General features: G+C 63.0%; 23 protein-coding genes. 12 read left to right on the forward strand and 11 right to left on the reverse strand.

Annotated features, from left to right (window positions below; all coding sequences use genetic code 11):
* Positions 1 to 116: 116 nt before the first annotated feature.
* The gene (locus GWC77_RS08465) at positions 117 to 560 is read right to left on the reverse strand and encodes a DUF4902 domain-containing protein (RefSeq protein ID WP_173256452.1); all 444 of its coding nucleotides are present in this window, start codon (positions 558 to 560) and stop codon (positions 117 to 119) included.
* An 88-nt stretch (positions 561 to 648) separates the two neighbouring features.
* Between GWC77_RS08465 and GWC77_RS08470 the strand changes: the two genes are divergently transcribed.
* Positions 649 to 1,368, forward strand: coding sequence for an autoinducer binding domain-containing protein (locus GWC77_RS08470; RefSeq protein ID WP_173256453.1), 720 nt, complete (start codon positions 649 to 651; stop codon positions 1,366 to 1,368).
* A gap of 59 nt (positions 1,369 to 1,427) precedes the next feature.
* Here GWC77_RS08470 and GWC77_RS08475 read toward each other — a convergent pair whose 3' ends face one another.
* The 4 genes from GWC77_RS08475 to GWC77_RS08490 all read right to left on the reverse strand — a co-directional run bounded on the left by GWC77_RS08475 (position 1,428) and on the right by GWC77_RS08490 (position 6,752).
* On the reverse strand, positions 1,428 to 3,173 hold the full coding sequence (locus tag GWC77_RS08475) for an AMP-binding protein (RefSeq protein ID WP_173256454.1): 1,746 nt from the start codon (positions 3,171 to 3,173) through the stop codon (positions 1,428 to 1,430).
* Positions 3,174 to 3,368: 195 nt separating this feature from the next.
* On the reverse strand, positions 3,369 to 3,614 hold the full coding sequence (locus tag GWC77_RS08480) for a hypothetical protein (protein ID WP_173256455.1): 246 nt from the start codon (positions 3,612 to 3,614) through the stop codon (positions 3,369 to 3,371).
* A 135-nt stretch (positions 3,615 to 3,749) separates the two neighbouring features.
* Positions 3,750 to 4,760: a threonine/serine dehydratase gene (locus GWC77_RS08485; RefSeq protein WP_173256456.1), complete on the reverse strand. Its 1,011-nt coding sequence runs from the start codon at positions 4,758 to 4,760 to the stop codon at positions 3,750 to 3,752.
* A gap of 102 nt (positions 4,761 to 4,862) precedes the next feature.
* A complete protein-coding gene (locus GWC77_RS08490; protein ID WP_173256457.1) occupies positions 4,863 to 6,752 on the reverse strand; it encodes a bifunctional sugar phosphate isomerase/epimerase/4-hydroxyphenylpyruvate dioxygenase family protein in 1,890 nt (629 codons plus the stop codon).
* A 229-nt stretch (positions 6,753 to 6,981) separates the two neighbouring features.
* On the opposite strand from GWC77_RS08490, the gene GWC77_RS08495 reads away from it, so the two are divergent.
* Entirely contained in the window at positions 6,982 to 7,854 is an 873-nt protein-coding gene (locus GWC77_RS08495) for a shikimate dehydrogenase (protein WP_367949022.1), read from the forward strand.
* A gap of 77 nt (positions 7,855 to 7,931) precedes the next feature.
* The gene (locus GWC77_RS08500; protein ID WP_173256459.1) at positions 7,932 to 9,284 is read left to right on the forward strand and encodes an MFS transporter; all 1,353 of its coding nucleotides are present in this window, start codon (positions 7,932 to 7,934) and stop codon (positions 9,282 to 9,284) included.
* Positions 9,285 to 9,369: 85 nt separating this feature from the next.
* Here GWC77_RS08500 and GWC77_RS08505 read toward each other — a convergent pair whose 3' ends face one another.
* On the reverse strand, positions 9,370 to 10,050 hold the full coding sequence (locus GWC77_RS08505) for a TetR/AcrR family transcriptional regulator (RefSeq protein ID WP_173256460.1): 681 nt from the start codon (positions 10,048 to 10,050) through the stop codon (positions 9,370 to 9,372).
* 74 nt (positions 10,051 to 10,124) lie between these two features.
* Positions 10,125 to 11,240, reverse strand: a complete 1,116-nt coding sequence (locus GWC77_RS08510; protein WP_173256461.1) for a 4-hydroxyphenylpyruvate dioxygenase family protein — start codon at positions 11,238 to 11,240, stop codon at positions 10,125 to 10,127.
* A gap of 319 nt (positions 11,241 to 11,559) precedes the next feature.
* Here GWC77_RS08510 and shiA point away from each other — a divergent pair, with 319 nt between their 5' ends.
* Positions 11,560 to 12,864, forward strand: coding sequence for a shikimate transporter (gene shiA / locus GWC77_RS08515; RefSeq protein ID WP_173256462.1), 1,305 nt, complete (start codon positions 11,560 to 11,562; stop codon positions 12,862 to 12,864).
* A 76-nt stretch (positions 12,865 to 12,940) separates the two neighbouring features.
* Positions 12,941 to 13,714: an IclR family transcriptional regulator C-terminal domain-containing protein gene (locus tag GWC77_RS08520; protein WP_173256463.1), complete on the forward strand. Its 774-nt coding sequence runs from the start codon at positions 12,941 to 12,943 to the stop codon at positions 13,712 to 13,714.
* A gap of 28 nt (positions 13,715 to 13,742) precedes the next feature.
* Here GWC77_RS08520 and ehuA read toward each other — a convergent pair whose 3' ends face one another.
* The 4 genes from ehuA to ehuB all read right to left on the reverse strand — a co-directional run bounded on the left by ehuA (position 13,743) and on the right by ehuB (position 16,928).
* Entirely contained in the window at positions 13,743 to 14,657 is a 915-nt protein-coding gene (gene ehuA / locus GWC77_RS08525; protein WP_302181349.1) for an ectoine/hydroxyectoine ABC transporter ATP-binding protein EhuA, read from the reverse strand.
* Positions 14,657 to 15,325, reverse strand: a complete 669-nt coding sequence (ehuD, locus tag GWC77_RS08530) for an ectoine/hydroxyectoine ABC transporter permease subunit EhuD (RefSeq protein WP_173256464.1) — start codon at positions 15,323 to 15,325, stop codon at positions 14,657 to 14,659. The genes ehuA and ehuD overlap by 1 nt, the downstream gene beginning before the upstream one ends.
* Positions 15,322 to 15,987 carry an ectoine/hydroxyectoine ABC transporter permease subunit EhuC gene (gene ehuC, locus GWC77_RS08535; RefSeq protein ID WP_173256465.1) on the reverse strand — a complete coding sequence of 222 codons (666 nt, stop codon included), beginning with the start codon at positions 15,985 to 15,987 and terminating at the stop codon, positions 15,322 to 15,324. The genes ehuD and ehuC overlap by 4 nt, the downstream gene beginning before the upstream one ends.
* 74 nt (positions 15,988 to 16,061) lie before the next feature.
* Positions 16,062 to 16,928 carry an ectoine/hydroxyectoine ABC transporter substrate-binding protein EhuB gene (gene ehuB / locus GWC77_RS08540; RefSeq protein WP_173256466.1) on the reverse strand — a complete coding sequence of 289 codons (867 nt, stop codon included), beginning with the start codon at positions 16,926 to 16,928 and terminating at the stop codon, positions 16,062 to 16,064.
* Between the two features lie 220 nt (positions 16,929 to 17,148).
* On the opposite strand from ehuB, the gene GWC77_RS08545 reads away from it, so the two are divergent.
* The 7 genes from GWC77_RS08545 (at position 17,149) to GWC77_RS08575 (ending at position 25,174) form a co-directional block, all read left to right on the forward strand.
* Positions 17,149 to 18,549: a PLP-dependent aminotransferase family protein gene (locus tag GWC77_RS08545; protein WP_173256467.1), complete on the forward strand. Its 1,401-nt coding sequence runs from the start codon at positions 17,149 to 17,151 to the stop codon at positions 18,547 to 18,549.
* A gap of 137 nt (positions 18,550 to 18,686) precedes the next feature.
* On the forward strand, positions 18,687 to 19,694 hold the full coding sequence (gene eutB, locus GWC77_RS08550) for a hydroxyectoine utilization dehydratase EutB (RefSeq protein WP_173256468.1): 1,008 nt from the start codon (positions 18,687 to 18,689) through the stop codon (positions 19,692 to 19,694).
* A complete protein-coding gene (locus GWC77_RS08555; protein ID WP_173256469.1) occupies positions 19,691 to 20,683 on the forward strand; it encodes a cyclodeaminase in 993 nt (330 codons plus the stop codon). The genes eutB and GWC77_RS08555 overlap by 4 nt, the downstream gene beginning before the upstream one ends.
* A 59-nt stretch (positions 20,684 to 20,742) precedes the next feature.
* Positions 20,743 to 21,969, forward strand: coding sequence for an ectoine hydrolase DoeA (doeA, locus tag GWC77_RS08560; RefSeq protein ID WP_173256492.1), 1,227 nt, complete (start codon positions 20,743 to 20,745; stop codon positions 21,967 to 21,969).
* A gap of 6 nt (positions 21,970 to 21,975) precedes the next feature.
* Complete coding sequence (gene doeB, locus GWC77_RS08565) at positions 21,976 to 22,998, forward strand: N(2)-acetyl-L-2,4-diaminobutanoate deacetylase DoeB (protein WP_173256470.1); 1,023 nt, start codon at positions 21,976 to 21,978, stop codon at positions 22,996 to 22,998.
* 32 nt (positions 22,999 to 23,030) lie between these two features.
* Entirely contained in the window at positions 23,031 to 23,543 is a 513-nt protein-coding gene (locus tag GWC77_RS08570; RefSeq protein WP_173256471.1) for an Lrp/AsnC family transcriptional regulator, read from the forward strand.
* Positions 23,544 to 23,689: 146 nt separating this feature from the next.
* On the forward strand, positions 23,690 to 25,174 hold the full coding sequence (locus GWC77_RS08575) for an NAD-dependent succinate-semialdehyde dehydrogenase (protein WP_173256493.1): 1,485 nt from the start codon (positions 23,690 to 23,692) through the stop codon (positions 25,172 to 25,174).
* Positions 25,175 to 25,179 lie beyond the last annotated feature (5 nt).

Below are 25,179 nucleotides of genomic sequence, written 5' to 3' on the forward strand. Positions count from 1 at the left end.
TGAAAATTCGTATCGAGATTGAAAAGAGGGCGTAATTTCCTTATAAATGAGTCCTGTAGAGGAATGATGAGATGATTGCGGTCGGGCCGACGGGCCGCCCGCGTTCCTTTTGTCGCTTATTGCAGTGCGGGCCCGGGTGCATCGACGCCGGGAGGCGGTGACAGCGCGATGCGTGCGACGGCGTTCGGCCAATTGAGCTGGGCAAGACGGCGCATCAGCAGTTGCGCGGTTCGCGCCATACCGATGTCGGTGCCGCGGGTGTCGACGCACATCACGTTGCTGCGCACATCGCCCCAGGCGATGACGAGCGCGCCGGAAGCACGGTCGACATACCAGTCCCAGCCGACCGTCACATGGGCGCGCCCGGGGGCGCGCGCACGCTGCCATTCGGTGTAGCCGGCGCTCACGGCATCGACGGCGTCGGCACGCAGTTCCTCCAACAGGCCTTCGTCGAGGCCAGAGTCGACGTGGACGAGCTGCAGGTGATCCAACGCCTGTACGGGAAGGCGCACGTAGCCGTCACGGGATGGGCCGGCGAGCAGGGTATTAGTTTGTCTCATGGGCCGGACTGTAGCAGTCGGACCCGGCCATGAGACCTGCTAACTATGACAGCATCGGGTGGGTATCGTAGGAACCGCGAGGTACAGGATGGAGTTGCTGCGCTGGCATGATGGCTACGAGAAGCTGAACGAAGCCAAGGACGAACGTCAGCTGTTCGAGCGGATGTCCGCGGTCGCCAAGGAACTGGGGTTCGAGTACTGCTGTTATGGCATCCGGGTCCCGTTGCCGGTGTCGAACCCATCGGTCGCGATTTTCGACACCTACCCCGCGGGCTGGATGAAGCATTATCAGGAAAACAACTTCATCGCGATCGATCCCACCGTGCGCGAGGGCATGACGAAAAGCAGCTTGATCGTCTGGCCCGAGGCCACGGTCAGCGCCCCGCGCCTTTGGCAGGACGCGCACGATTTCGGCCTGAGGGTCGGCGTGGCGCATTCGAGCTGGGCGGCGCACGGCGTCTATGGACTGCTGACGATGGCGCGGCCCGCCGAGGTGCTCACCCCCGCCGAAACCGATCGGCTGACGCTGCAGGCGAGCTGGTTCGCTAATCTTTCGCACGCGTTGATGAGCGAGTTTCTCGTGCCGAAGCTCGCACCCGAAGCGAGCGTCGAGCTGACTCCGCGCGAATGCGAGGTGCTCTGCTGGACAGGGGAAGGCAAGACGGCGAACGAGATCGGACAGATTCTCAGTATTTCCGAGCGCACGGTCAATTTTCACGTCAATAACGTGCTGTTGAAATTGAACGCGACCAATAAGATTCAGGCGGTCGTGAAGGCAATCGCAATCGGTTTGATCTCGACCGGATAGCCGCCCGCGCGCACCTCGGGCTCGCCGCGGCCGCGCAATGCGATTGCCGCAAGCGCTCCTCAGTTCAACTCGGGGAAATCCTCTTCCCGATACTCGTTAGGCAGTCGATCGGCTGCGTCGCCGCGGGCCTCTTCCCGGCGGCGCAATTCGACGCGGCGGATCTTGCCCGAAATCGTCTTCGGCAGCTCAAAGAGCTCGAGGCGGCGAATGCGCTTGTAAGGCGATAGCCGCTCGCGCGAGAAGCGAAAGACGCTTTGCGCCAGTTCCGGGCCGTAGGTGAAGCCGTGACGCAGCGTGACGTAAGCTTTCGGCACGGACAGGCGCAACGGATCGGGGCTCGGCACGACGGCGGCTTCGGCGATGGCTTCGTGCTCGATCAGCGCGCTCTCGAGTTCGAACGGGCTCAGGCGGTAATCGGACGATTTGAAGACATCGTCGGCGCGTCCGATATAGGTGTAATAGCCATCGGGCCGCCGCAGCGCGATGTCGGACGTGTGATAGAGCCCCTCGCGCATCACATGGCGCGTGGCATCGGGATTGTTCGCATAGCCGGTCATGAGCCCGAGCGGGCCGCGAGGTGCGCGGGTGCCGCCTGGGTCCGCCCCGGCGCCAAGCTCGAGCGCGACCTCGCCTTCGTCGCAAACGATGCCGTCTGCATCGACGAGCGTGACCCGGTAACCCGGCATCGGCCGGCCCATCGATCCGGGAACCACGGACTGGCCGGGCGAGTTGCCGATCACGCAGGTGGTCTCTGTCTGACCGTAGCCGTCGCGTATCGTTATGCCCCAGGCCTGTCTTACCCGTTCGATGATCTCGGGGTTCAGCGGCTCCCCCGCGCCGACGATCTCTCGCAACGAAACGGCGTAGGACGTCAGCGGCTCTTGAACGAGCATGCGCCAGACCGTCGGCGGTGCGCATAAGGTCGTTACGCGATGCTCGACCACTGCTTCGAGCACCGCACGCGGATCGAAGCGGGTGTATTGCAATGCGAAGACGCACGCGCCTGCATTCCACGGCGCAAACAAGCAACTCCACGCATGCTTGGCCCAGCCCGGCGAGCTGATGTTCCAGTGCATATCGCCAGGTTGCAGGCCGATCCAGTACATCGTCGACAGGCTGCCGACGGGATAGCTCTGGTGGGTATGCTCGACGAGCTTCGGTTTCGACGTCGTGCCGGACGTGAAGTAGAGCAGCAGCGGATCGGCGGCCCGCGTGACGCCGTCAGCCGTGAACTCCGCGCTGCAGGTATAGCCTTGCGAGAAATCGAGCCATCCCTCCGCGGCGCTCATGTGAGAAGCGAGCCCGACTGCGATCTTCACGAGCGGTCTGCCGCCGTTTTCGAGGCCATCGAATTTCGCGCGCTCGGCGGCGTCGACGATGGCGAACGTCGGCTGCGCGATGTCTACGCGCTCGCGCACGTCGGCCGGTGAAAGTTGTGTCGTCGCCGGCAACAGTACGGCGCCGAGTTTCATGACCGCCAGCATGGCATCCCAGAGCTCGACGCAATTGGGGAGCATCAACAGCACGCGATCGCCGCGCGCTACCCCGGCGGTCCGCAAGAAGTTGGCGATACGCGCGGATCGCTCCGACATTTCGGCGAACGAGAGCCGGACGTCCACTTGGGCGCCGTCGACGATCCGCAACGCTGCGGCGCTGTTGCCGCGTGCCATGACATCGAAGTAGTCGAGCGCCCAGTTGAATTCGTCGAGGACGGGCCACGCGAATTCATCGTAGGCGCGCCGATAGTCGGTTCGATGGCGCAGCAGAAAATCGCGCGCGGCCAAAAAGCGTTGCGATGCTGTCATTGCTGTCTCCTGCGGAGCGCGGGCTCCGATCCGTGCAAAGCGGCGTCTGCTTTTCGCGCATCGTCATCGCTTGGCACGTCGTGCGCTTGGTCTAGTTATAGCTGCCGCAGGAGAAACTTTTTGGGAGGAAATTGCCGTAGCCATGAATTCCGTCTGCGCCGCCGCAGCGGCTCGGTTTCGGCCCGCCGGGTACCGTCAGGAGACGCCGAGCCCCCGCAGCACGGCATTGCCATCCTCAGTCAACTGAAAGCGCGTGTCGCCTTGTTCGGTGTTGACTTGTTCGATGAGCCCGGCTTCCCTGAGTAACGGAATCTCCGGCTTCGCAGCAAGATCGACCGGCGCATGCAGCAGCAACAGCAGTGTTGCGATTTCATGGTGGCTCAGTATGCGCCGCAGCATGGTGCGGGGCTTTGGCATGGCGCGGTCGGTCGTGTCGTGCATGGCGGGCCCTTATCCCAAAATTCAGCCGAATCGATGGTGCGCAATCTGGCTTAAGCGGGGCTTAAAGTGGCGGCCCTGGTTTTGCAACGAGGCATTACGTCGTAATAATCCCGCGCGGTCCGACGAACCTTGCAATTACCCTTGCATCCACGCGTTGAATGAATCGACCAGGACGTTCGCGCCGCAGAGGACTACGGCCACCCGTTTACCTCGGTATCGCGAGGGGTCTTCGAGGATTGCCGCGATGCCAAGAGCGGCCGAGGGTTCGACGACGATGCGAGCGTGCCGGTAGATCATGCGCATGGCCGTCATGATGCTCGCTTCCTCGACCAGCGGGACGTGGTCAGCGACGGCCAGCAGGTCGTGGAGAACCGCCGGTATGGGAAACCTGCCCGCGACACCGTCTGCGATCGTATCGGTGCGCTCGGTGGTGACGATCGATCCTGCGCGCCATGACATGGCCATCGCGGGTGCGCCTTTGGGCTGGATGCAGACGACGTCCGTCGCCGGCGACAACGTTTTGAAGACATGGCCCACGCCCGTAGCGAGTGCGCCTCCGCCCAGAGCGAGCGCAATGACATCGATGCGATCGAATCCTTCCACGAGCTCCAGACCGATGGTGCCTGCGCCTTCACAGGTGTCCAGGTTCTCGCTGTCCTCAACGAGAAATGCGTCGCGGTTGGCGGCGATTTCCCGGGCACGTTCGCGCGCATCCTCGATATCTCCGTCCACGAGCTCCACAGCGGCGCCCAGCCGACGGATGCGATCGATCTTTGCGGCGTTGGCACTCGTGCCCGCGATTACCGTAACCGGGACCCCGCGCGCACGGCCGCTGTAGGCGAGTGCTTGCCCCAGATTGCCAGCACTGGCGCACACAGCGGCATTCGGCCCTCGGCTCGATGCGAGGCGTGCCATGACGACCTCGCTCCCGCGCCCCTTGAAGCATCCTATCGGGTTGGCGGTCTCTAGCTTGACGATCAGTTCGCAGTCCAACAGGTCGCCGAGAGCAGGACACTCGAATTGGGGCGTGTCGCGAAACACCTTTGAAATTTGGTGTCTGGCCTGCACGATCCGTCGGAAATCCAGTCTCGTGTCTGGTTCCGCGCCTTCGTAGCGTTCTGTGGACTTTCCAATGACGGCCTGCATAGACGATCTCCGAAACGATGGAAAATCATACCAGCGCGCCGGAGTGCCCCCCGTCTTCGTGAGCAATCACCGAAAAGGCTCTCGAGCACATCATCTGCCTGACTAACGCCGCGTCCGCGCTTGCGCGGCAAGCCTGACAGCGGCATTGGCCGCGCCATAGCCGTCGTACCCGCCGCGCCGCTCGGTGATTTCGATCGAGAAGCGCCCATCGATCTGTTCCGTGTACGCGTGCAAGAACTCGCCGCCGCGCTCGTCGCGGTCATACAAGACGTGATGCTCGCGCAGCGTTTCAACGAAATCGTCGGCTAACGCATAACGGGCCGAAAGGTCGTCGTAATAGTTCCGCGGTATCCCCAGCATGGGCACGCCGTTCGCGCGGAAGGCGGCCAGCGCGCCGAAGATGTCAGGCGTTTTGAACGCGACGTGGTCGAGCCCGGAGCCGCGATAGGTTTCGAGTGCCCGAGCGGCAGCCGTATGCCGGTCGAGCGATGCATTCAGCGCGATGCGCACCGATCCGTCGCGGCTGCGCATCGCCTTGCTGCGCACGAGGCCATACGGATCGGGAACGAGCCATGCCGGTTCCGCTTCGAAACCGAACGCGGTCCTGAAAAAGAGAATCCACGTATCGAGCGAATCGCCCGGCAGCGAGAGGCTGACGTGATCGATGCCGGTGATCCTCGATTCGTGTGGCTTCGGGCTGGGCGTGAGGACAAAATCGGATTCGAACAGCGTGGGCGCACCCGGTGTCTCGTCGACGAAATATTGAAGGCTGCCATCCGGCGCGAGCACGCTCGGCAGCACGCGCTCGTTCGGGCCCACTCGTCCCGAGAACGGCTTGTAACCGAAGCGTGCCGCGTGCTCGAACGCAGCGCCGGCATCGTCCACGCGAAACGCCGACGCGCAAAGCGACAGGCCGTGCCGCGCGTAAAACGCGCCGGCGAACGAATCGCGTTCGGCATTGAGCACGATTGCGGCCGAGCCCTGCTGAAACAGCGTGACGTCCTTCGAGCGGTGCTGGCCGGTACGCGCAAAACCAAGTTTGCCTAACCAGTCCGTCAATTGTGCAACCGCCGCATCGTCGACGGCGAATTCGAGGAACTGGAACCCCACGTGCGCAGGCGCTGCCGGCGGCGCGAACAGGTCGACACCGGGTGCAGCAGGCGTGTGCGCCTTTTCGAGCAGCGTGCGTGCGCAGTCCTCGAGATAAAGCAGCGAGCGATAGCCGTCCATTGCCGTACTGGCCGGCGGTGCAGCGCGAAATCCATCGTTGAATATCTCGAGCGAAAGCGGTCCCGCATAGCCCGATTCGACGACGCGCGCGGTAAAGCCTGCCACATCCAAGTCCCCCTGGCCGGGAAAGCAGCGGTAGTGGCGGCTCCATTCGAGCACGTCCATCGCGAGCTTCGGCGCATCGGCAATCTGCACGAAGGCTATCCGGTGCCCCGGGATCGAGGCGATGCCTTCGATCGAATCCCCGAGCGACAACGTGTGGAAGCTGTCGAGGGCGAGCCCCAGATTCGGGTGGTCGACCGCATCCACCATCCTCCAGGCTTGTCCGTAGGTCTTGACGTGGCGACCCCACGCGAGCGCTTCGTATGCCACCACGATCCCGGCGCTTTGCGCGGCGCATGCCAGCGCGCCCAACTGATCGGCGATGAGCGCTTCGTCTCCGATCGCATCGGGCGACACATTGCTGCAAACGAGCAGGCGATTCGCACCGAGCGCATGCATCAGTTCGAACTTGCGCCGCGCACGTTCGAGATTGCGTGCGAGGCGCTCTTCGCTCACGCCCTCGAAGTCGCGAAACGGCTGAAACAGCACGATTTCGAGACCCAGGTCGCTCGCCGCGCGCCGGACATCGCCGGGCGTTCCATCGAAATAAAGCAGATCGTTCTCGAAGATCTCGACGCCGTCGAAACCCGCTTGCCGAATAGCCTGCAGCTTTTCGAGCAGCGTTCCGCTGACGGAGACGGTTGCAATGGAGCGTTTCATGAATGACTCCCGACACGCGCGGTTTGCGTGCCTGCCGCAGCGGTCGATCAAGAAAAAATGTACGAGTTGATCACAGACTCATGCGCAGGAATGTCCATGCTGCACGCATTCGATCGATTGTATTCTAGGAACTAACTAGATGGTACAAATTCGTACAAACCCCAACCGACAAGCACGGGAAAAAGCGCGACACTTGCGTTCGACAGGAATCAGGATCCAGGAGTCAGTTGTGACAAGGACAATCGAACGCTCGTTTCTGGTCGGTTTGATCGGCTCGGGCATAGGCGGATCGCTATCACCGGCAATGCACGAGGAGGAGGCCCGCCGCCTCGGGCTTACGTACGTGTATCGCCGCATCGACCTCGAAATGCTGCGCCGCGATGTATCCGCATTGCCGAATCTGCTCGAAGCTGCCGAATCGATGGGGTTCGATGGCGTGAATGTGACATATCCGTGCAAGCAAGCCGTCATCGAGCTGCTCGATGAGCTTTCCGACGACGCACGCGCGCTCGGGGCCGTGAACACAGTGCAGTTCAAAGACGGGCGCCGGATCGGCCACAACACGGACTGGTCCGGGTTTCGCCGCGCTTTCCAGCGCGGTCTACCCGGCGCATCGTGCGAGCGCGTCGTTCAGCTCGGGGCGGGCGGAGCAGGCGCGGCAGTGGCGCACGCCGCGATGACGATGGGCGCGCGCGAGCTCGCGCTCGTCGATGTCGACTCCTCGCGGGCGCGGGCGCTTGCAGCCGAGCTCCAGGTGCGTTTTCCGCAAGCGCGGGTTCATGCGATCGACGGCTCGCCCGCGATACTGGGCGATGCGCTTGCGTCGGCCGATGGCCTCATCCATGCAACACCTACCGGAATGGCGAAGCATCCCGGTCTGCCTCTTCCGTCAGAACTGCTGCATCCGCGCCTGTGGGTGGCCGACGTCGTCTATTTCCCGATCAAGACCGAGCTGCTGAACGCGGCCGAAGCGCTGGGGTGCCGGACGTTGACCGGCGGCGGCATGGCTGTCTATCAGGCTGTCGAGGCATTCGAGATCTTTACGGGCATAGCGCCGAATGCCGAGCGGATGTTCGAGCACTTCCAAACCTTGCTGCGCTGAACATCGAACCCTCGCGCCGCCGCCTTACCGCACTCTCACCGCACTTATTCGATCGATACTGACAGGAGACATCAACCATGCGACAGCAGATTCCTTCCGGCGTGCCGGGGCAGCCGCCGGCCGCCGAACGTACGGCCTCGCGCACCATGCGCCGTTCGTCCGCGCGCTACGAGATCCTCGCGCTGCTCGCGGTCGGTACGATGATCAACTATCTCGATCGGACGGTGCTGGGCATTGCGGCGCCGCAGCTTACCAAGGAACTCGGCATCGGCGCCGCGGTGATGGGCATCATGTTTTCCGCTTTTTCGTGGACCTATGCCGCCTCGCAAATCCCGGGCGGGATTTTTCTCGACCGGTTCGGCAGCAAGCTCACGTATTACCTCGCGATGACGTTCTGGTCTGTCTTCACGCTTGCGCAAGGTCTTGTCCACGGCGTGGGATCGCTGCTCGCGTGCCGGCTCGGACTCGGCGTTTCGGAATCGCCTTGCTTTCCGACCAACAGCCGCGTCGTGGCAACCTGGTTTCCGCAGCGCGAGCGGGCATTGGCCACGGGGACTTATACGGTCGGCGAATACATCGGTCTTGCGTGCTTCAGTCCATTGCTGTTCGCGTTGATGGGCGCTTACGGATGGCGTTCATTGTTCTTCGTGGTGGGCGTGGCCGGTATCCTCTTCGGCTTCATCTGGTGGCTCTTTTATCGCGAACCGCACGAACACCCGCGTGCCAACGCGGCCGAGATCGAATACATCGAGGCGGGCGGTGGTCTCACGCGGGAAGAGCACAGCCGCGCGCGTGCATCGAGCGGCTTTTCGTGGAGCACGATCGGCCAGTTGCTCAAGCATCGTCAGCTCACCGGGATTTGCCTCGGCCAGTTCGCCGGCAACTCGACGCTGGTCTTCTTCCTGACCTGGTTCCCGACCTATCTGGCCACTGAACGGCATATGGGTTGGCTCAAGATCGGCTTTTTCGCCATTTTGCCGTTCATTGCGGCTTCGATCGGCGTGATGTTTGGCGGTTGGTTGTCCGACTCGCTGCTGCGGCGCGGGAAGTCGGCGAACGTCGCACGCAAGCTGCCGATCATCACCGGGTTGCTGCTCGCCTCGACGATCGTGCTGGCCAACTATGTGAAGAGCGACACGGTCGTCATTGCGATCATGTCGGTTGCGTTCTTTGCGCAGGGCATGGCCGCGCTGGGCTGGACGCTCGTTTCCGACATCGCCCCCGAGGGCTTGCTCGGCTTGACGGGCGGCATCTTCAACTTCGCGGCGAACCTCGCGGGCATCGTCACGCCGCTCGTGATCGGCTTCATCGTCGCGGCAACGGGATCGTTCGTCGGCGCGCTCGTCTTCATCGGCGTGGTCGCGCTGATCGGAGCGCTTTCGTACGTATTCGTCGTCGGCGACATCAAGCGGATTTCACTGGCATCGTAACCGCTCATCACGCCCGGGGCCCGGGCACCTCACTTTACGGCGGCGCAATGCCGCCGTCGCCGCTGGTGCGTCTGCGCTGATTGCATCACGGTTCGCGAACGAAGCGCAGCACGGCATCGACGATCATGTCCCGATGCCGTGTCCGCAACCGCGGATGCGACGGGTCACGGCCGAACGCCGCGCCGAACGTATAACGGTTCGACACGCGGTGAAAGCAGAACGAACTGATGAGCAGGTGCAGGTCGATCGGATCGATATCGGGCCGAAAGCGTCCTTCGGCGGCACCGCGCGCGAGCAAATTTTCGATCGTATTGACGATGCTGACGTTGCGGCTTTTGAATGCCTTCAACTGCGTGATGTATTTCGCGCTGTGGACGTTCTCGATTGCGATGAGCCGAACGAAATCGCGGTGCTTGTCGTGATAGTCGAACGTGAATTCGACCAGGCGGCGCATCCCTTCCTCGGGCTCCAGTTCTTCGACGTTGAGCGCTTGCTCCAGCGTGCGAATATCGCCGTAGACTTTCTCGAGCACGGCTTCGTAAAGCCCTTCCTTGCTCTCGAAGTAGTAATAGAGCATGCGCTTCGTCGTATTGGTTCGCTCCGCAATCGCGTCGACGCGCGCACCCGAAAGCCCCATCGCGGAGAACTCCTGCGTGGCGACTTCGAGGATATTGCGCTTCGTTTCTTCGGGATCGTATTTGCGGCGGGCTTCGGCGGGTTGCTCGTTACCGTTGGACACGGTTGCCTTGACGGGGGCCTTTTTCATTTTGCGCGGGTGCGGCTCTATGACGGCGCATTCTAGCATGCGCCCGATCCCCGGCCGCGCCGCGCGAGCAGGCCTTAGCGCGTCGCGCGGGCATGTTCGAGCGCTTGCAGATTGCCTTCGCCGAAACCATGATGACCGCGACGCTCGACAACCTCGAAGAAGATTTCGGTGGGCCCCCGCTTGACGAATGTTTGCAGGAAAAGCCGTGGCGGGCCATTTTCCTCGATCGCGCCGTCGACGAGGACGTTACGGCTGCGCAGCGCCTCGATATCGAGGCCATGCCCCGGCAATCGGGCATCGATTTCCGCGTAGTAGCGCGGCGGCGGTTCGAGAAACTCGAGTCCGTTCGCACGCAGGGTATCCACGCAGCTCAGAATGTCGTTCGTCGCAAGGGCGATGTGCTGCACGCCTTCGCCGGGATGATCGGGCAGATACTCGTGCAAGAGCCGCGTGCGCTGCGTGCCTTCTTCATAAAGCGGGATCGTGATCCCACCGCAAGGCGACTGCATGACCCGCGAATCGGACGAGATATGCCAGTCGGCGTGCAACTCGTGAATCTCGCAAAAATCGAGCATCTCCCGATAAAAGTCCAGCCACTCGGAGATTCGCCCCGCCCCGACCATCTGCGTGAAGTGATCGACCTGCAACAGGCCGGCACCGCTGACGGTCGTTGCGTTGCCGGTCGCAGCGGGGAGCGGGCGAAAGTCGATATCGAAGATGGTCTGGTCGCCCGTCGCGCCGCCGCGGCCGTGCCAGCGATCCACGAAATAGATGTGCGAATTGCCTATGCCTTGAATCGCGGGAATCACGAGTTCGGACTGACCGACGCTTTCGCCTTCGAAGGCCCATGCGCCCCGCTCGGTCGCGCGCTCGAACGCACGTTGCGCATCGTTGACGCGCACCCCGATCGCACAAATGCCCGCTCCGTACTCCTCGGCATAACGGGCTGCGAACGAGTCCGGTTCGGCATTGACCAGAAAGTTCATCGTGCCCTGACGGTAGAGCGTGACGGCCTTGCTGACATGTCGCGCGCGCGCCGTAAAGCCTAGTTGCTCGAAACGCCGCGCAAGCGCGTCGGGCGCCGGCGCCGCGAATTCCACGAATTCGAGTCCGGCGATGCCCAGCGGATTGAACGGCGCGCTGTCACCGACGAGCGGCTTTGCGGACGAATCGGGAAAGTCGGTGATCATTGGGACAGCCTCCTCGAGCTCATGCAGCGCTTGCCGCGATGCCTAATTTTAACCATTCAGTACATCTCTCTGCGAGCCTGCCCGCGCGCACAGCGTTTGCCGATCGAGCGGCCGGTCGGTGCAAACCCCGAAAGCGTGCGATCATCGCACGGAAAATTGCGATCATCGCACGCCGGCCGCCGGGAATCCGTTGTCTGCGCAAGCTCGCCCGCTTATGCTCCGAGCAACTGTCGCACGGCGCGGTGCTTTGAGGTACCGCAGCTTCGAACGAACAGGCCAGGCGCGTTCGCGCCGATTCGAACAATCCGGAGACATCGTCATGATTCCAGCAGCTCACGCACTCGACAAGGCCGCGATCGATCCGTCGCGAAGCCGCGCGCGAAAAGCCGCGCTCGGCAGCTTCGTCGGCGCCGTCGTCGATTGGTACGATTTTTTGCTTTACGGCATCGTGGCGGCACTCGTGTTCAACTCGGCGTTTTTCCCGAGCGTGGGACCCGCGATGGGCGTGATCGCCGCGTTCGCGACGTTCGGCGTGGGTTTTCTGTTCCGGCCATTGGGCGGTGTCGTTTTCGGGCATTTCGGAGACCGTCTCGGCCGCAAGCGCATGCTCGTGTTGACCGTCATGCTGATGGGGCTGTCCACCGCATCGATCGGGCTTTTGCCGACATTTGCCAGCATCGGCTGGTGGGCGCCCGTGCTGCTCGTCGCGCTGCGGGCCATCCAGGGCTTTGCCGTGGGTGGGGAGTGGGGCGGCGCCGCGTTGATGGCCGTTGAAAGCGCGCCTGAAGGCAAGAAAGCGTTCTATAGCAGCGGTGTGCAGGTGGGCTATGGTGTCGGCCTGATTCTTTCGACGGGGATCGTTTCGATCATCAGCCAATCGATCGACAATGCGGCGTTCAAATCCTGGGGATGGCGCCTGCCGTTTCTGTTCAGCGTCGTGCTTGTCGGCGTGGCGCTGTGGATTCGCTCGAGCATGGAAGAGTCGCAGGAGTTCGTCAAGGAAGTCGAGATCGGGCACAAGAAGGCGCGCCTGCCGGTGCTCGAAGCGCTGCGCAACCATCCCGGCGGCTTCGCGTTGATCATTGCACTGCGGCTGGCCGAGTTGTTCACGATGTACATCGTGACGACATTCGCGCTCAGTTACTCGACGGCAAACCTCGGTTTGTCGCGCGATCTTTTCCTGCATATCGGCTTGATCGTAGGCTCGGTCAGCTGCGTCACGATCCCGTGCTTCGCGTGGCTGGCCGACCGTTTCGGACGGCGGCGCGTTTATCTGACCGGCGCCTTGATCGGTGCGTTGGCGGCCGTGCCGTTTTTCCTCGCGCTCGAATCGCGCGCGACGCTGCCGATCGTCATCTTCGCCGTGTTGCTCGCCAATATCTCGCACGATATGGTCGTGAGCGTGCAACAACCGATGTTCACCGAGTTTTTCGGCGCGTCCTATCGCTATAGCGGTGCGGGAGTGGGTTATCAGGTCGCGAGCGTCGTAGGTGGGGGCTTTACGCCGTTCATCGCGGCGGCGCTCGTTGCTTTCGCCGGGGGTTCGTGGCATCCGGTTGCCGCATATCTCGTCATCGGCTGTCTGCTTTCATTCGTCGTGGCATGGCTGATGGGCAAGCGCTGAGCGCGGTGTTGCGCAATGCCGGGAGAGCGGTCGTGCCCAGGGGCCGCTCGTATTCATCCTGTCTGCGAGCCGCTCGATGAAGCGGTCGCCTGCACTCGACAAGCGCGACTGGATCGCCGGGCTCGAGAAGGGGCTCGCCATTCTCGAAGCGTTCGACGACAAGCACGCGCGCATGACGGCGACCGAAGCCGGGGTGCGTACCGGCCTCTCCCGTACCGCCGCGCGCCGCTATCTGCTGACACTCGAGCATCTCGGCTATGTCTATACCGACGGCAAGCTCTACGGCTTGACACCGCGCGTGCTGCGAGTCGGCTGGTCGTACTTCGATTCGGCCCGTCTGCCGCGTCTCGTGCAGCCGTACTTGCAGCAGTTGAGCGCGACGCTGAAGGAATCGGTCTATGTCAGCGTGCTGGACGAATGGGAACTGGTGTTCATCGCGCGTAACGGCGCGTCGCGTGTCATGACCACGGGTTTCGTGCTGGGCGCGCGCGTGCCGGCGCCGCTCGCTTCGCCGGGTGTCGTGCTGCTCGCGCATCAGCCGAATCAGGACGCCATGAACGAATGGCTCGATACGACGGAGCTCGCGCCGTTCACCCCGTACACGATAACGGACAAGGCGCAGTTGCGCGAGGCGATCCGGCGCTCGCGCGCGGAAGGCTTTGCCGTCGTCGAACAGCAATTGCAAGTCGGCGTGCGTGGCATCGCTGTTGCGCTCAAGAACCGGCAGGGCGTTGCGGTTGCCGCGCTCAGCACCAACATGCCGATCGGCAAGGAAACGACGGAAGCCGCGCTGCAGCGCGTGCTGCCTTATTTGCAGGAGACCGCGCTGGCGATGATGAACGTGCTTTAGGGCGTGGCATGGATTGGCTGCGGCGCCCTCAAAGCGCTTCGCGCACCGCTCGTAGAAACTGCTGGGTCCGCTCGTGTTTCGGCGCGGAGAAGAATTCCCGCGGCGGCCCTTGTTCAACGATCTTTCCCTGCGAAAAGAAACAGACCCGGTCCGCGAAATCCTTCGCGAATCCCATTTGATGCGTGACCATCAGCATCGTCAGGTTGTGTTCCTCGCCGAGCCGGCGGATTACATTCAGCACCTCCCCGCACAGCTCCGGATCGAGCGCCGACGTGACTTCATCGAACAGCATGACCTTCGGCCGCATCGCCAGTGCGCGAGCGATCGCGACGCGCTGCTGCTGGCCGCCCGAAAGTTGCGACGGATAATGATTGCATTTGTCCGCGAGGCCCACCAGAGAAAGCAATTCACGCGCGCGTTCCAACGCTTCGTTGCGTGAAAGACCCAGCGAGTGGATCGGCGCCTCGATCGTGTTTTGCAGTGCGGTCATATGCGGAAACAGGTTGAAGCTTTGAAACACCATACCGATCTTGTTGCGTACGGCGCGCAGGTGGCGCGGCGAGGCCGGCACGAGCTTGCCGCCGCTGCGCATATGCGTGAGCGGTTCCCCATCGACTTCGATCATGCCGCTCGTCAGCGGATCCAGCGTCATGAGCACACGCAGCAGGGTCGATTTACCCGAGCCGCTGGGCCCGATGATCGCGACCTTTTCATTCGGTGCGACATCGAGATTGAGTTCGTCGAGCACCGTCAGGGCGCCATAACGTTTCGTGACACCGAGAAAGCGCACCATCGGTGCGACTTGCGCTCGTTGCGGTATTTGCGCGGCATCCTCGCCGCGCTGGGCCAGGGTGTGTTCGTCGTCTCGCTTCATCGGTTGCTCCATGACGGGCGTTGCGGGAGAGGCGGTTGAATTGGTCGGCGCGTCGGACGAAGTTTTCATCATGGCAGCCTTACCGCGCGTTCGACGCGACGCACGAGTGCGGCGAAGCTCACGCTGATGATCAGAAAGAAAACGCCGGCGAGCGTGATGGGCTCGAGATAGCGGAACGTCTCGGAGCCGATATTCTTAGCCTGCTGCATCAACTCGACCACGGTAATCGCCGACAACACGGGTGTGTCCTTGAACATGGCCACGAGATAGTTGCCGAGCGCCGGGATGACGGGACGGATGGCCTGCGGCAGCACGACACTGCGATATGTGCGCCAGGGCGAGAGCGAAAGCGCACAAGCGGCTTCCCATTGCCCGCGCGCGACGCAGTTCAATCCCGCTCGATAGACCTCGGACGTGTAGCACGCATAGTGCAGCGCAATCCCGATCGTACCGGCCGTCAACGCGGACATCGTAATGCCGTAGACGGGCAGTACGTAGAAGATGACATAGACCTGAATCAGCAACGGTGTGCTGCGAATGAATTCGACGATGAACGTCACCGTATAGGAGAGGGGCTTGATCGGGCTGCGCCGGAGTACGGCGAAAACGAGCCCCAGCACCAGCGCAATGGCGAAACCGACGAGCGTGATGAAAATCGTGTAGACCGACGCGTGAAGCAGGGCCGGCAGAATGCGCTCGGCATAGCCGAGATCGAAAAGGCGGTCGGTGCCGTTCATTTGGCGCCTCCCCGTGCGATACCGTAGCCATGGCTGACTCGGCGCTCGAAATGACGCATGACGGTGGCGAGCAATTGCGCGAGCACGAAGTAGATCACGAGTGTCAGCGTGAATATCTCGGCGGTCTCGAACGTCGCCTGGTCCAGCTGGCGAGCCCTGAACGAGAGATCCGAGAGCGTGATGAGCGAAACGAGCGAGGTACCTTTGAGCAACTCGATCATCAGGTTCGTGGCAGGCGGCAGCGCGTTGATCATCGCTTGCGGCAAAATGATGCGCCGCAGGCGGGTCAGTGCGGGCATGTTGAGCGCAAGAGCCGCTTCGTATTGTCCGCCGGGCACGGAGCGCAGCGCGCCGCGCAGGATTTCGGATCCATAGGCACCGTAGTGCAGCCCGAGGCCGATGATTGCCACCTGGAACGGCGTCATGCTGATGGAGATCGGCGGCAACGGCAAGACGAAAAAGAACCAGAAAAGTTGCACGAGCAACGATGTACCGCGAAACACCTCGACGTAGACGTTGCCGATCCAGCGCAGCGGCGCGAACGGCGAGAGTTTCGCCGCAGTCGCGACGCAGGCCATGACGACCGCAAGGAGCGTGCCGAGCGCGGCGATCTGCACCGTGACGAGTGTGCCGCGCAATAGCAAGGGAAGCAATTCCGACATGGGACGTTTCCTCGTGTCCGGATGTTTCGGGAGCGGGCGACGGTAGCTCGCGCGAATCGGCGGCACGCCGCCGCTCAGCTACCGCTGCAGATCTCGGCCGCGGTTTTGGTCGTCAGATTCGACTTGTCGAAGCCGAACGGTGCAACCGTTTGCAGATGATCGGGCGAGCCGAGCCAGCTGTGCAGCACCTTGTCCACTGCGTCGCGCAAGTCCGTATCCTCCTGACGAAAAGCCAGCGCGCCGTAACCGGTGTGTTTCGGATCGTCGGTAAAATTGGTGACGACTTCGACCTGCCCCGGATCCTTCTTCGCAAGCGCTTTCATCGTGAGACCGGTGCCGACGGCGGCATCGACGCGGCGGGCGCGCACGGCTTGCAGTTGCGCGGTCGTGTCCGGTACCTGCAGGAGTTGGTCGGTTTTCACGCCTTCTTGCTGCGAGTAGCCGACCTCGACGGTACCGGACATGACCGCCAGCTTCGCGTCGGGCAGTTTCGCGATGTCCTTGTAGCTTTGCAGCTTCTTCGGGTTGCCTTTTTGCACGAGCAGGGTGTCCTGGATCTGGTATTGCGGATCGGCGAACGCAACCTGCTTGCACCGTTCCGGGGTGATGTACATACCCGCGGCGATGACGTCGAAGCGGCCCGCCTTGAGGCCCGGAATCAGCGAGCCCCATTCCGTCAGCACGGCATCGACTTTCTTGACCCCAAGCTTGGCAAAGACCTTCTTCGCAATCTCCGGAGATTCGCCGGTGACGGTGCCGTCGGGCGCAGTGTAGGCGAACGGGGCTTCGTTCGCATAGCCGATGCGGACTTCACCGGTACGCTGAATGCGTTGCAGCGTCGTTTCCGCGAACGCGCTCGGTACGAGCATGGCGAAGCCGGCTGCGACAAGGCAACCGGCGATGAGGAATCCTGAGAACTGACTGAATCGATTGGCTTTCATGACATTCCCGAGCGTAGTGGGTGAGTCCGTTCGGCGACGAGCGCGCCGGCCTGATCAGACAAGGCCCGCTATCAGGCCGGCGAGATCGATGCCAAAGCCGTGAAACCTTGTCCTGAGTGCAGGATACAAAGCCATTTTTTTGTTCTCGATTGCTCTAGGACAATAATTCTCCGTATATGTTTTGTCACACCATGCGAAATGGGACGAGAGGAGGCAGACAGTGATCGGACATTGGCGCGATGCGGTACGGGCGGTCCACGGCGTGGAATCCAAGTACAAACGGCTCGTCAAGGCCATCGCGGCCGACATCGAAGCCTCGGTGCTGACGGCCGGCACGCGGCTGCCGCCGCAGCGCGACGTGGCCGGCGAACTGCAAATCAGCGTGCAGACCGTCACCAACGCGTACAAGGAGCTTGAGCGCCAGGGGCTCATTCGCTGCGAGGTAGGGCGGGGCAGCTTCGTCGCCCCGCGCGTCACCGAAAAGATGGCCAACTATATGCTCGATACGGCCGAGCGCTCCGTCATCGATTTTTCGATCGCACGCATCATCCACACGCCGGAGCACGATGCGATGTGGCGCAAGATCTGCGCCAAGCTCGCAAAAATCGAAGATCAGCCGTGGATTCGCGCGTTTCGGCCGATCGCTGGTTTCGAGCATCATCGACGCGCGGGTGTGGCCTGGCTCGACGCGCTTCGCATGCCGGCATCGACCGATACGCTGCTCGTCACGAATGGCGCTGCGCACGGCATTTTTCTCGCGCTCGCATCGCTCGTGCGGCCCGGCGATACGGTCGTTTGCGAGAGCCTGACCGATCACGGCGTGATCGGGTCGGCCAACGTACTTGGGTTTACCCTCAAAGGTCTCGAGATCGACGAGTTCGGCATCCATCCGGAGCATTTCGAGGAGCTGTGCGACAGCGAACGCGTGACGGCACTGGTCTGTACGCCCAATTTGAACAATCCGACCGTGGCGCTCATGCCTGAATCCCGACGGCGCGCGATCGCGAGGATCGCGGAGCGATATGGAGTTCATGTCATCGAAGACGATGTTTACGGTCCGCTGCTCGCGAAGCCGCTGCCGCCGATTTCGAGCATGATTCCCGAGCTCTCGTTCTATTGCACGAGCATGACGAAATCGGTGCTCGCGGGACTGCGCATCGGTTACCTGAGCACGCCGCGCCGGCTCGCGTTGCGCACCGAGAGTACGTTGCGCGTTTCGAGCTGGATGGCGACTTCGCCGATGGCAGAGATCGCCACGCGCTGGATCGACGACGGTACGGCTGCCCGCCTCGTGCAGATACAACGCGAGCGCCTCGCGCGCAGGCAGGCGCTCGTCGCGCAGATTCTCGGCAGCTACGTGCAGGGCAGCCATCCCCACGCACTCTCTGTATGGCTGCGCGTGCCGGAGCACTGGCAGGCCGATCATCTCGTGCGGGCACTGCGCAAGCGCCATATCGCCGTGACGTCGCCCGATCCGTTTCTCGTGCGCGGTGTCGAAAGCCGGCCGAATGCGGTGCGGCTGTGTGTGGGAGCGGAAGTGAGCGACGATGTCTTCGCCGAGGCGCTGCAGACCGTACGCGAGGTATTCGAACAATATCCTCAGGTCCACGCGGTCGATTGACGCTACGATCGAGCGCGTGCGCCGAATCCGAAATGAACTAGGACAATCGAATTCGTTTTTCAGGACATTAGACTGGGCAGCACTGATGAGCCGCATGCTCCCTGGGGCCGCGCTCGACTTTTACCGGTGTACTGTCTATGTCCGTCATTTCGCTTGCCGATGTCTACCGCGCGCGGCGCCGTCTCATGGGCCGTGTTGCCCATACGCCGCTCGTCGAATCCGCGAGCCTTTCCGAGCTCGCCGGTACCCGTGTCTACCTGAAGCTCGAAACCGTGCAGCCGACGGGCAGCTTCAAGATCCGCGGTGCGACGAACGCCCTCGCGCAATTGGCCGAGCGCGGTGTGACGCGCGTCGTCACCGCATCGACGGGCAATCACGGCCGGGCGGTCGCGCATGCTGCGCAGGCGCTGGGTCTCGAGGCCACGGTCTGCCTTTCGTCGCGGGTCCCTCAGAACAAAGTGCAAGCCGTGCGGGCGCTCGGCGCGAAGGTATGCCTGGCCGGCAACAGCCAGGACGACGCCGAACGAGAAGCGGCGCGGCTCGCGGCGCAAGAAGGGCTCGCTTATGTGCCGCCCTTCGACGACCTCGACGTCATCGCCGGACAGGCGACGATCGGGCTCGAAATCGTCGAAGCGCTTCCCGCCGTCGCACAGATCGTGGTGCCGCTGTCGGGCGGCGGGCTTTTTTCCGGTGTTGCATTCGCGGCCCGGCAGTGCTGTCCCGAAGTCAAGCTCACGGGCGTCACGATGCGTCGCGGCGCGGCCATGCATGCCAGCCTTGCAGCCGGCAAACCGGTATGCGTCGACGAAATCGCGACATTGGCCGATTCCCTGGGCGGCGGTATCGGTCTTGCGAATCGATACACCTTTTCGATGACGCGATCGTTGATCGACGACGCGCTTTTGGTCGATGAGGAAGCGATCGCACGTGCCGTCGTCCATGCGTATCGGCACGAGCGGCTGATTCTGGAGGGCGCCGCCGCGGTCGGCATAGCCGCCGTGCTTGACGGGGCCGTGTCGGCTTCGACGCAGGCGGGCGGCGGTCCGATCGTTCTCATTGCGAGCGGCGCCAACATCGACATGGATCTGCATCGACGCTTGCTGCTCGAAGCGCCAAGTTTCGAATCGGAGCACATCTTCTCATGAGCGACATTCTCATTGCGGGCGAAGCAACGCTTCGCGAACTCGTGCCGCTCGATCGTGCGGCCATCGATCAAGTGGAGGCGGCGTTTGTCTCTCTGGCGACGGAAGCGGTCGCCATGCCGCCGGTTCTTCGATTGGACGTGCCCGCGCATCGCGGCGAGGTCGACGTGAAAACAGCCTATCTGCCGCGTTTCGACAGCTTCGCGATCAAAGTCAGTCCTGGTTTTTTCGACAATCCGGCGCTGGGGTTACCCAGCTTGAACGGGCTCATGCTGGTGCTGTCGGCGAAGACGGGCCTCACGCAGGCGGTGCTGCTCGACAACGGCTATCTGACCGCGGTGCGAACGGCCGCAGCCGGCGCCGTTGCGGCGCGCTGGCTCTCGCGGCCGGATGCGAAGCGGGCGGCAGTCATCGGCGCGGGAGAACAGGCACGCCTGCAACTGCAGGCACTGACGCTCGTTCGCGATATCGAGGCCGTGACCGTCTGGGCGCGCAAGCAGGCCTCGGCCGAGCGGTTGGCGGCCGATGTGCGCGAGACGCTCGGCTTGCCTTGCGAGGTGGCATCGGACGTCGGTGCGGCATTGCGTTGTGCCGATATCGCCCTCACGACGACGCCGAGCTGCGAGCCGCTCGTCGGTCCGGGCGATTTGCACCCCGGCCTCCATATCACGGCGATGGGCTCGGACGCCGAGCACAAGAACGAGATCGCGCCCGCCGCGTTGGCACAGGCGCGCTATATCTGCGACCGCCTCAGTCAGACGCGCGTGTTGGGCGAGCTTCGCCACGCGATCGAATCGGGCGTGTGCGAACGGGATGCGGTATTCCCCGAGCTCGGGGCGATCGTTGCGGGCCGCGCTGCGGGACGCACGAGCGCCGACGACGTGACGATATGCGATCTGACAGGCACGGGTGCGCAGGACACGGCGATCGCGGCACTTGCGCTCGAGCGCGTGCGCGCGGCAGGGGCGGGTACCGCGTTTCGTAACGTATGAGAGTTTGAATGCGGTCTGTCGCGGCGCGCAGCGGACCGGGATCGATGCGAGAGGAGCATATGGCGGAAGACATCCTGCAGCAATTGAAAGGCGAACCTGTGGCGGCGGCCGTACGTCTGCCGTTCGAGCGGAGCGAATACGACGCGCGGATCGCCAAGGCGCGCCGCGCGATGGCGAACTCGGGAATCGATCTGCTGATCGTCACGGATCCGAGCAACATGGCCTGGCTCACGGGGTACGACGGCTGGTCGTTCTACGTGCATCAATGCGTCGTGCTGGCCCATGACGGAGAGCCGATCTGGTTCGGGCGCGGACAGGACGCGAACGGTGCCAAGCGCACCGTCTTCATGGAGCATGCGCAGATCGTCGGCTATCCCGACCACTACGTCCAGTCGCGCGAGCGTCATCCGATGGACTACCTCTCGCGCGAGGTGATCGAGGCGCGCGGATGGGGTGGGTTGCGGATCGGCGTCGAGCTCGACAACTACTACTTCAGCGCGGCGGCCTTCGCGTCGCTCGCGCGCAATCTGCCGAACGCGAAGTGGGTCGATGCGACAGGGCTCGTCAATTGGCAACGGGCCGTCAAGTCGCCGCGCGAAATCGAATACATGCGCATAGCGGCACGCATCGTCGAGAAGATGCACGCGCATATCGTCGAGCGTATCGAACCCGGTATGCGCAAGAACGATCTCGTGGCCGAAATTTTTGCGGCGGGCGTGACCGGTGTGGGAGAACACGGTGGCGACTATCCGGCCATCGTGCCGCTTTTGCCGACGGGCGCCGATGCGGCCGCACCGCATCTGACCTGGGACGACACGCCGTTCGCCCGCGATGCGGGGACGTTCTTCGAGATTGCCGGATGCTACCGGCGCTACCACTGCCCGCAATCGCGCACCGTCTATCTCGGCAAGCCGCCGAAGCATTTCGTGGAGGGCGAGCGCGCCGTCGTCGATGGCATCGAAGCGGGCCTGCAGGCCGCGAAACCGGGTAATACCTGCGAGGACATCGCCAACGCATTCTTCGCCGTACTCAAGAAATTCGGCATCGAGAAGAACAGCCGCTGCGGTTATCCGATCGGTGCAAGCTACCCGCCCGATTGGGGTGAGCGCACGATGAGCCTGCGCCCCGGTGACAAGACGGTGCTTGAGCCCGGCATGACGTTCCACTTCATGCCGGGGCTGTGGCTCGACGATTGGGGGCTCGAGATCACGGAGAGCATTCTCATCACGGCGAACGGGGTCGAGACGTTTTGCAATACGCCGCGACGGCTTTTCGTGAAGGAGTGAGGGACGATGCGTGCTTCCCCGATTCAACCGACGATCGACTTCGAAGCCGAAGGCGAGCAGCATGGTTTTCTGAAGTTGCCCCACTCGCACGATGCCTCCGCGTGGGGGGCGGTCATGATCCCGATCACGGTGATCAAGCGCGGCGAGGGGCCGACGGCGCTCATTACCGGCGGCAATCATGGCGACGAGTACGAAGGCCCGATTGCGCTATCGAAGCTGGCTTCGACGCTCAAGGCGAGCGAGATCGCCGGGCGCGTGATCGTCGTGCCGTTCATGAACTACCCGGCGTTTCGCGCGGGCACCCGTACTTCGCCGATCGACAAGGGCAACCTCAATCGCAGTTTTCCCGGGCGCCCCGACGGCACGGTGACCGAGAAAATCGCCGACTATTTTCAGCGCCATCTGCTGCCGCTCGCCGATTACGTCCTCGATATTCACGCGGGCGGCAAGACACTCGACTTCGTACCGTTTGCGGCGGTTCACGTATTGCCGGATGCGCAACAGCAGGCCCGTGCCGACGCCGCGATGCGCGCGTTCGGTGCGCCTTACTCGATGCGTATGCTCGAACTCGACAGCGTCGGACTCTTCGATACGGCGGCGGAAGAGGCGGGCAAAGTGTTCGTCACGACCGAACTCGGCGGCGGTGGAAGCGCGAGCGCGTCGAGCGTTCGCATTGCCGAGCGCGGCGTGCGTGGATTTCTCGCTCACGCCGGCATCTGCGATGCCGATGCCGGCGCTCGTGCGGCACCGCGCACGACGACGTTGCTCGATATGCCTGACGGGGATTGCTATACGACGAGCGAGCACGATGGCTTGATCGAGATGTGCAAAGACCTCGGCGATACCGTCGAGGCAGGGGAAGTGCTGGCGCGCGTCCACGACATCACGCGTACGGGTGCGCGGCCCCGGGAGTACCGCGCGCGCCGCGGCGGCATCTTCGCGGCGCGCCACTTTCCCGGTCTGGTGCGGGTGGGCGATACGATCGCCGTGGTGGCCGAAGTCGTCGAACGCGGCATCGCGACGCACTGAGCAGGCGTTGAATTCACGACGAAGAGCACGCGATGAACGGCAACGGATACAAGCTCGACCGCTACGATCTCGCCATTCTGCGCGTGCTGGCGCGCGACGGCCGGATCACGAAGTCGCGTCTCGCGGAGGAAGTGAATCTCTCGATCTCGCCGGTATGGGAGCGCGTACGCCGATTGGAGGACATCGGACTCATCCGCGGCTATCGTGCCGAGATCGATTGGGTGGGAGTATTCAAGGGCAGCCGGATCGTCGTCGAAGTGACGCTCGCGCGCCATACGGCTCACGATATGCGGCGCTTCGAGGAGCGCATCGCGGCTGCGTCCGAGGTCGAGCAGTGCTATGCGACGGGAGGCGGGGTCGACTATGTCATGCATGTCGCTTCGCGCGATATCGATCATTACCAGCGCTTCATCGATTCACTGCTCACCGACGAGCTTGGAATCGAGCGCTATTTCACCTACATCGTGACCAAGGTCGTCAAGGCTTCGCCAAGCGACGCGCCGCAGTGGGTCGTGGCGGCGGGCGCCGAGTCGCCCGGCACTTGATGCCGGTTTCGCTGCGCTCGGAAAAGTTCGTGCAACGACCCGTTCAAACAAAAAAAAGCGTTTGTACAGCAGCGTAAAACCAAAAATGTCGCGGTGCGTCGACCGATACAGTGAGAGACATGGATCGATCAATGAAGGAGTCTTCCATGTTGCTGGGTCATCCCGTACTAATGAAGTCGCTTTGCTATATCGACGGACGGTGGGTGCATAGCGACGATGCCCAAACGGTTGCCGTGCTGAATCCGGCGGATCAAAGCCTGCTCGGTCATGTGCCGATGCTGACGCGCTCGCAGATCGAAAGCGCGATCGCGGCGGCGCAACGCGCATTCGAGCGTTGGCGGTGGACGTCCGTCAACGAACGCGCCGCGGCGCTTTCGCGTTGGCATGAGCTGGTTGCGCGGCACCGCGACGATCTGGCAGCGATCGTTTCTCTCGAGCAGGGCAAGCCGCTCAAAGAGGCGCGTGGCGAGATCGCCTACGCGGCGAGTTTCATCGACTGGTTCGCTCACGAGGCCAAGCGCCTGGCCGGACGCAACATCGCGACGCATATCGACGATGCGCACCCCGGCACGGTCATCGAGCCGGTTGGCGTAGCGGCGCTGATCACGCCGTGGAACTTTCCGGTCGCCATGATCACGCGCAAGGCCGCTGCTGCCCTTGGCGCCGGGTGCACCGTCGTGGTCAAGCCGGCCCACGAAACACCGTTCTCTGCCCTGGCGCTCGCGCAGCTCGCCGAGGAGGCCGGCTTCGCGCCCGGCGTATTCAACGTGGTGCTCGGCGATCCTCAGATGGCAATGGAGACGCTCGTTGGCGACGCGCGCGTGCGAGCCGTGAGCTTCACGGGATCGACACGCGTCGGTGCGCTCGTGACACGCGCAGCCGCTCGGGCCGGCATCAAAAAGATCGCGCTCGAGCTGGGCGGCAATGCTCCATTCATCGTCGCGGCCGATGCGAATCTCGAGCAAGCCGTGACGGTCGCCGTTGCGGCGAAGTTTCAGACCTCGGGCCAGGATTGCTGCGCGGCGAATCGGATACTCGTCGCGCGCGAGCTCTACGACGCATTCGTCGAGCGTTATACGCAAGCGGTTCGCGCATTGACCGTCGGTCCGGCATTCCAAGCCGATGTCGACATCGGTCCGCTCATGCACCAGGCGGCATTCGATGCGACGCTGGCACGCGTGGCGGACGCGCGCCAACGCGGCGCGCGCATTACGACGGGCGGCGCGCCGCATCCGTTGGGCGGCTGGTTCTTCGAGCCGACCGTGATCGCCGATGCGGCGCCCGGCATGCGTATCTACGACGAAGAAAACTTCGCGCCGATCTCGGCCGTTTCATCGTTCGATTCGCTCGACGAAGCGATACGACGGGCGAACGACACCGACTATGGCCTCGCGTCCTATGTCTGTTCGACGAATGTGAACACCATCTTTCAGCTCATTCGCCGGCTCGACTTCGCGATGGTGTCGGTCAACGGCGCTCGATTCACCGGCGCGCCGATTCCGTTCGGCGGCATGAAGGCTTCGGGCCTCGGCCGCGAAGGCGGAAGCGAGGGCTTCGAGCCGTTCGTCGAGACCAAATATTTCTGCCTGGGCCAACTGGGCCTCCCGGCGAGCGAAGCCGCCGCATTCTGAAAACC

It is taken from the genome of Paraburkholderia sp. NMBU_R16 (genome assembly GCF_013282575.1).
In the GTDB taxonomy this organism is placed as follows: domain Bacteria; phylum Pseudomonadota; class Gammaproteobacteria; order Burkholderiales; family Burkholderiaceae; genus Trinickia.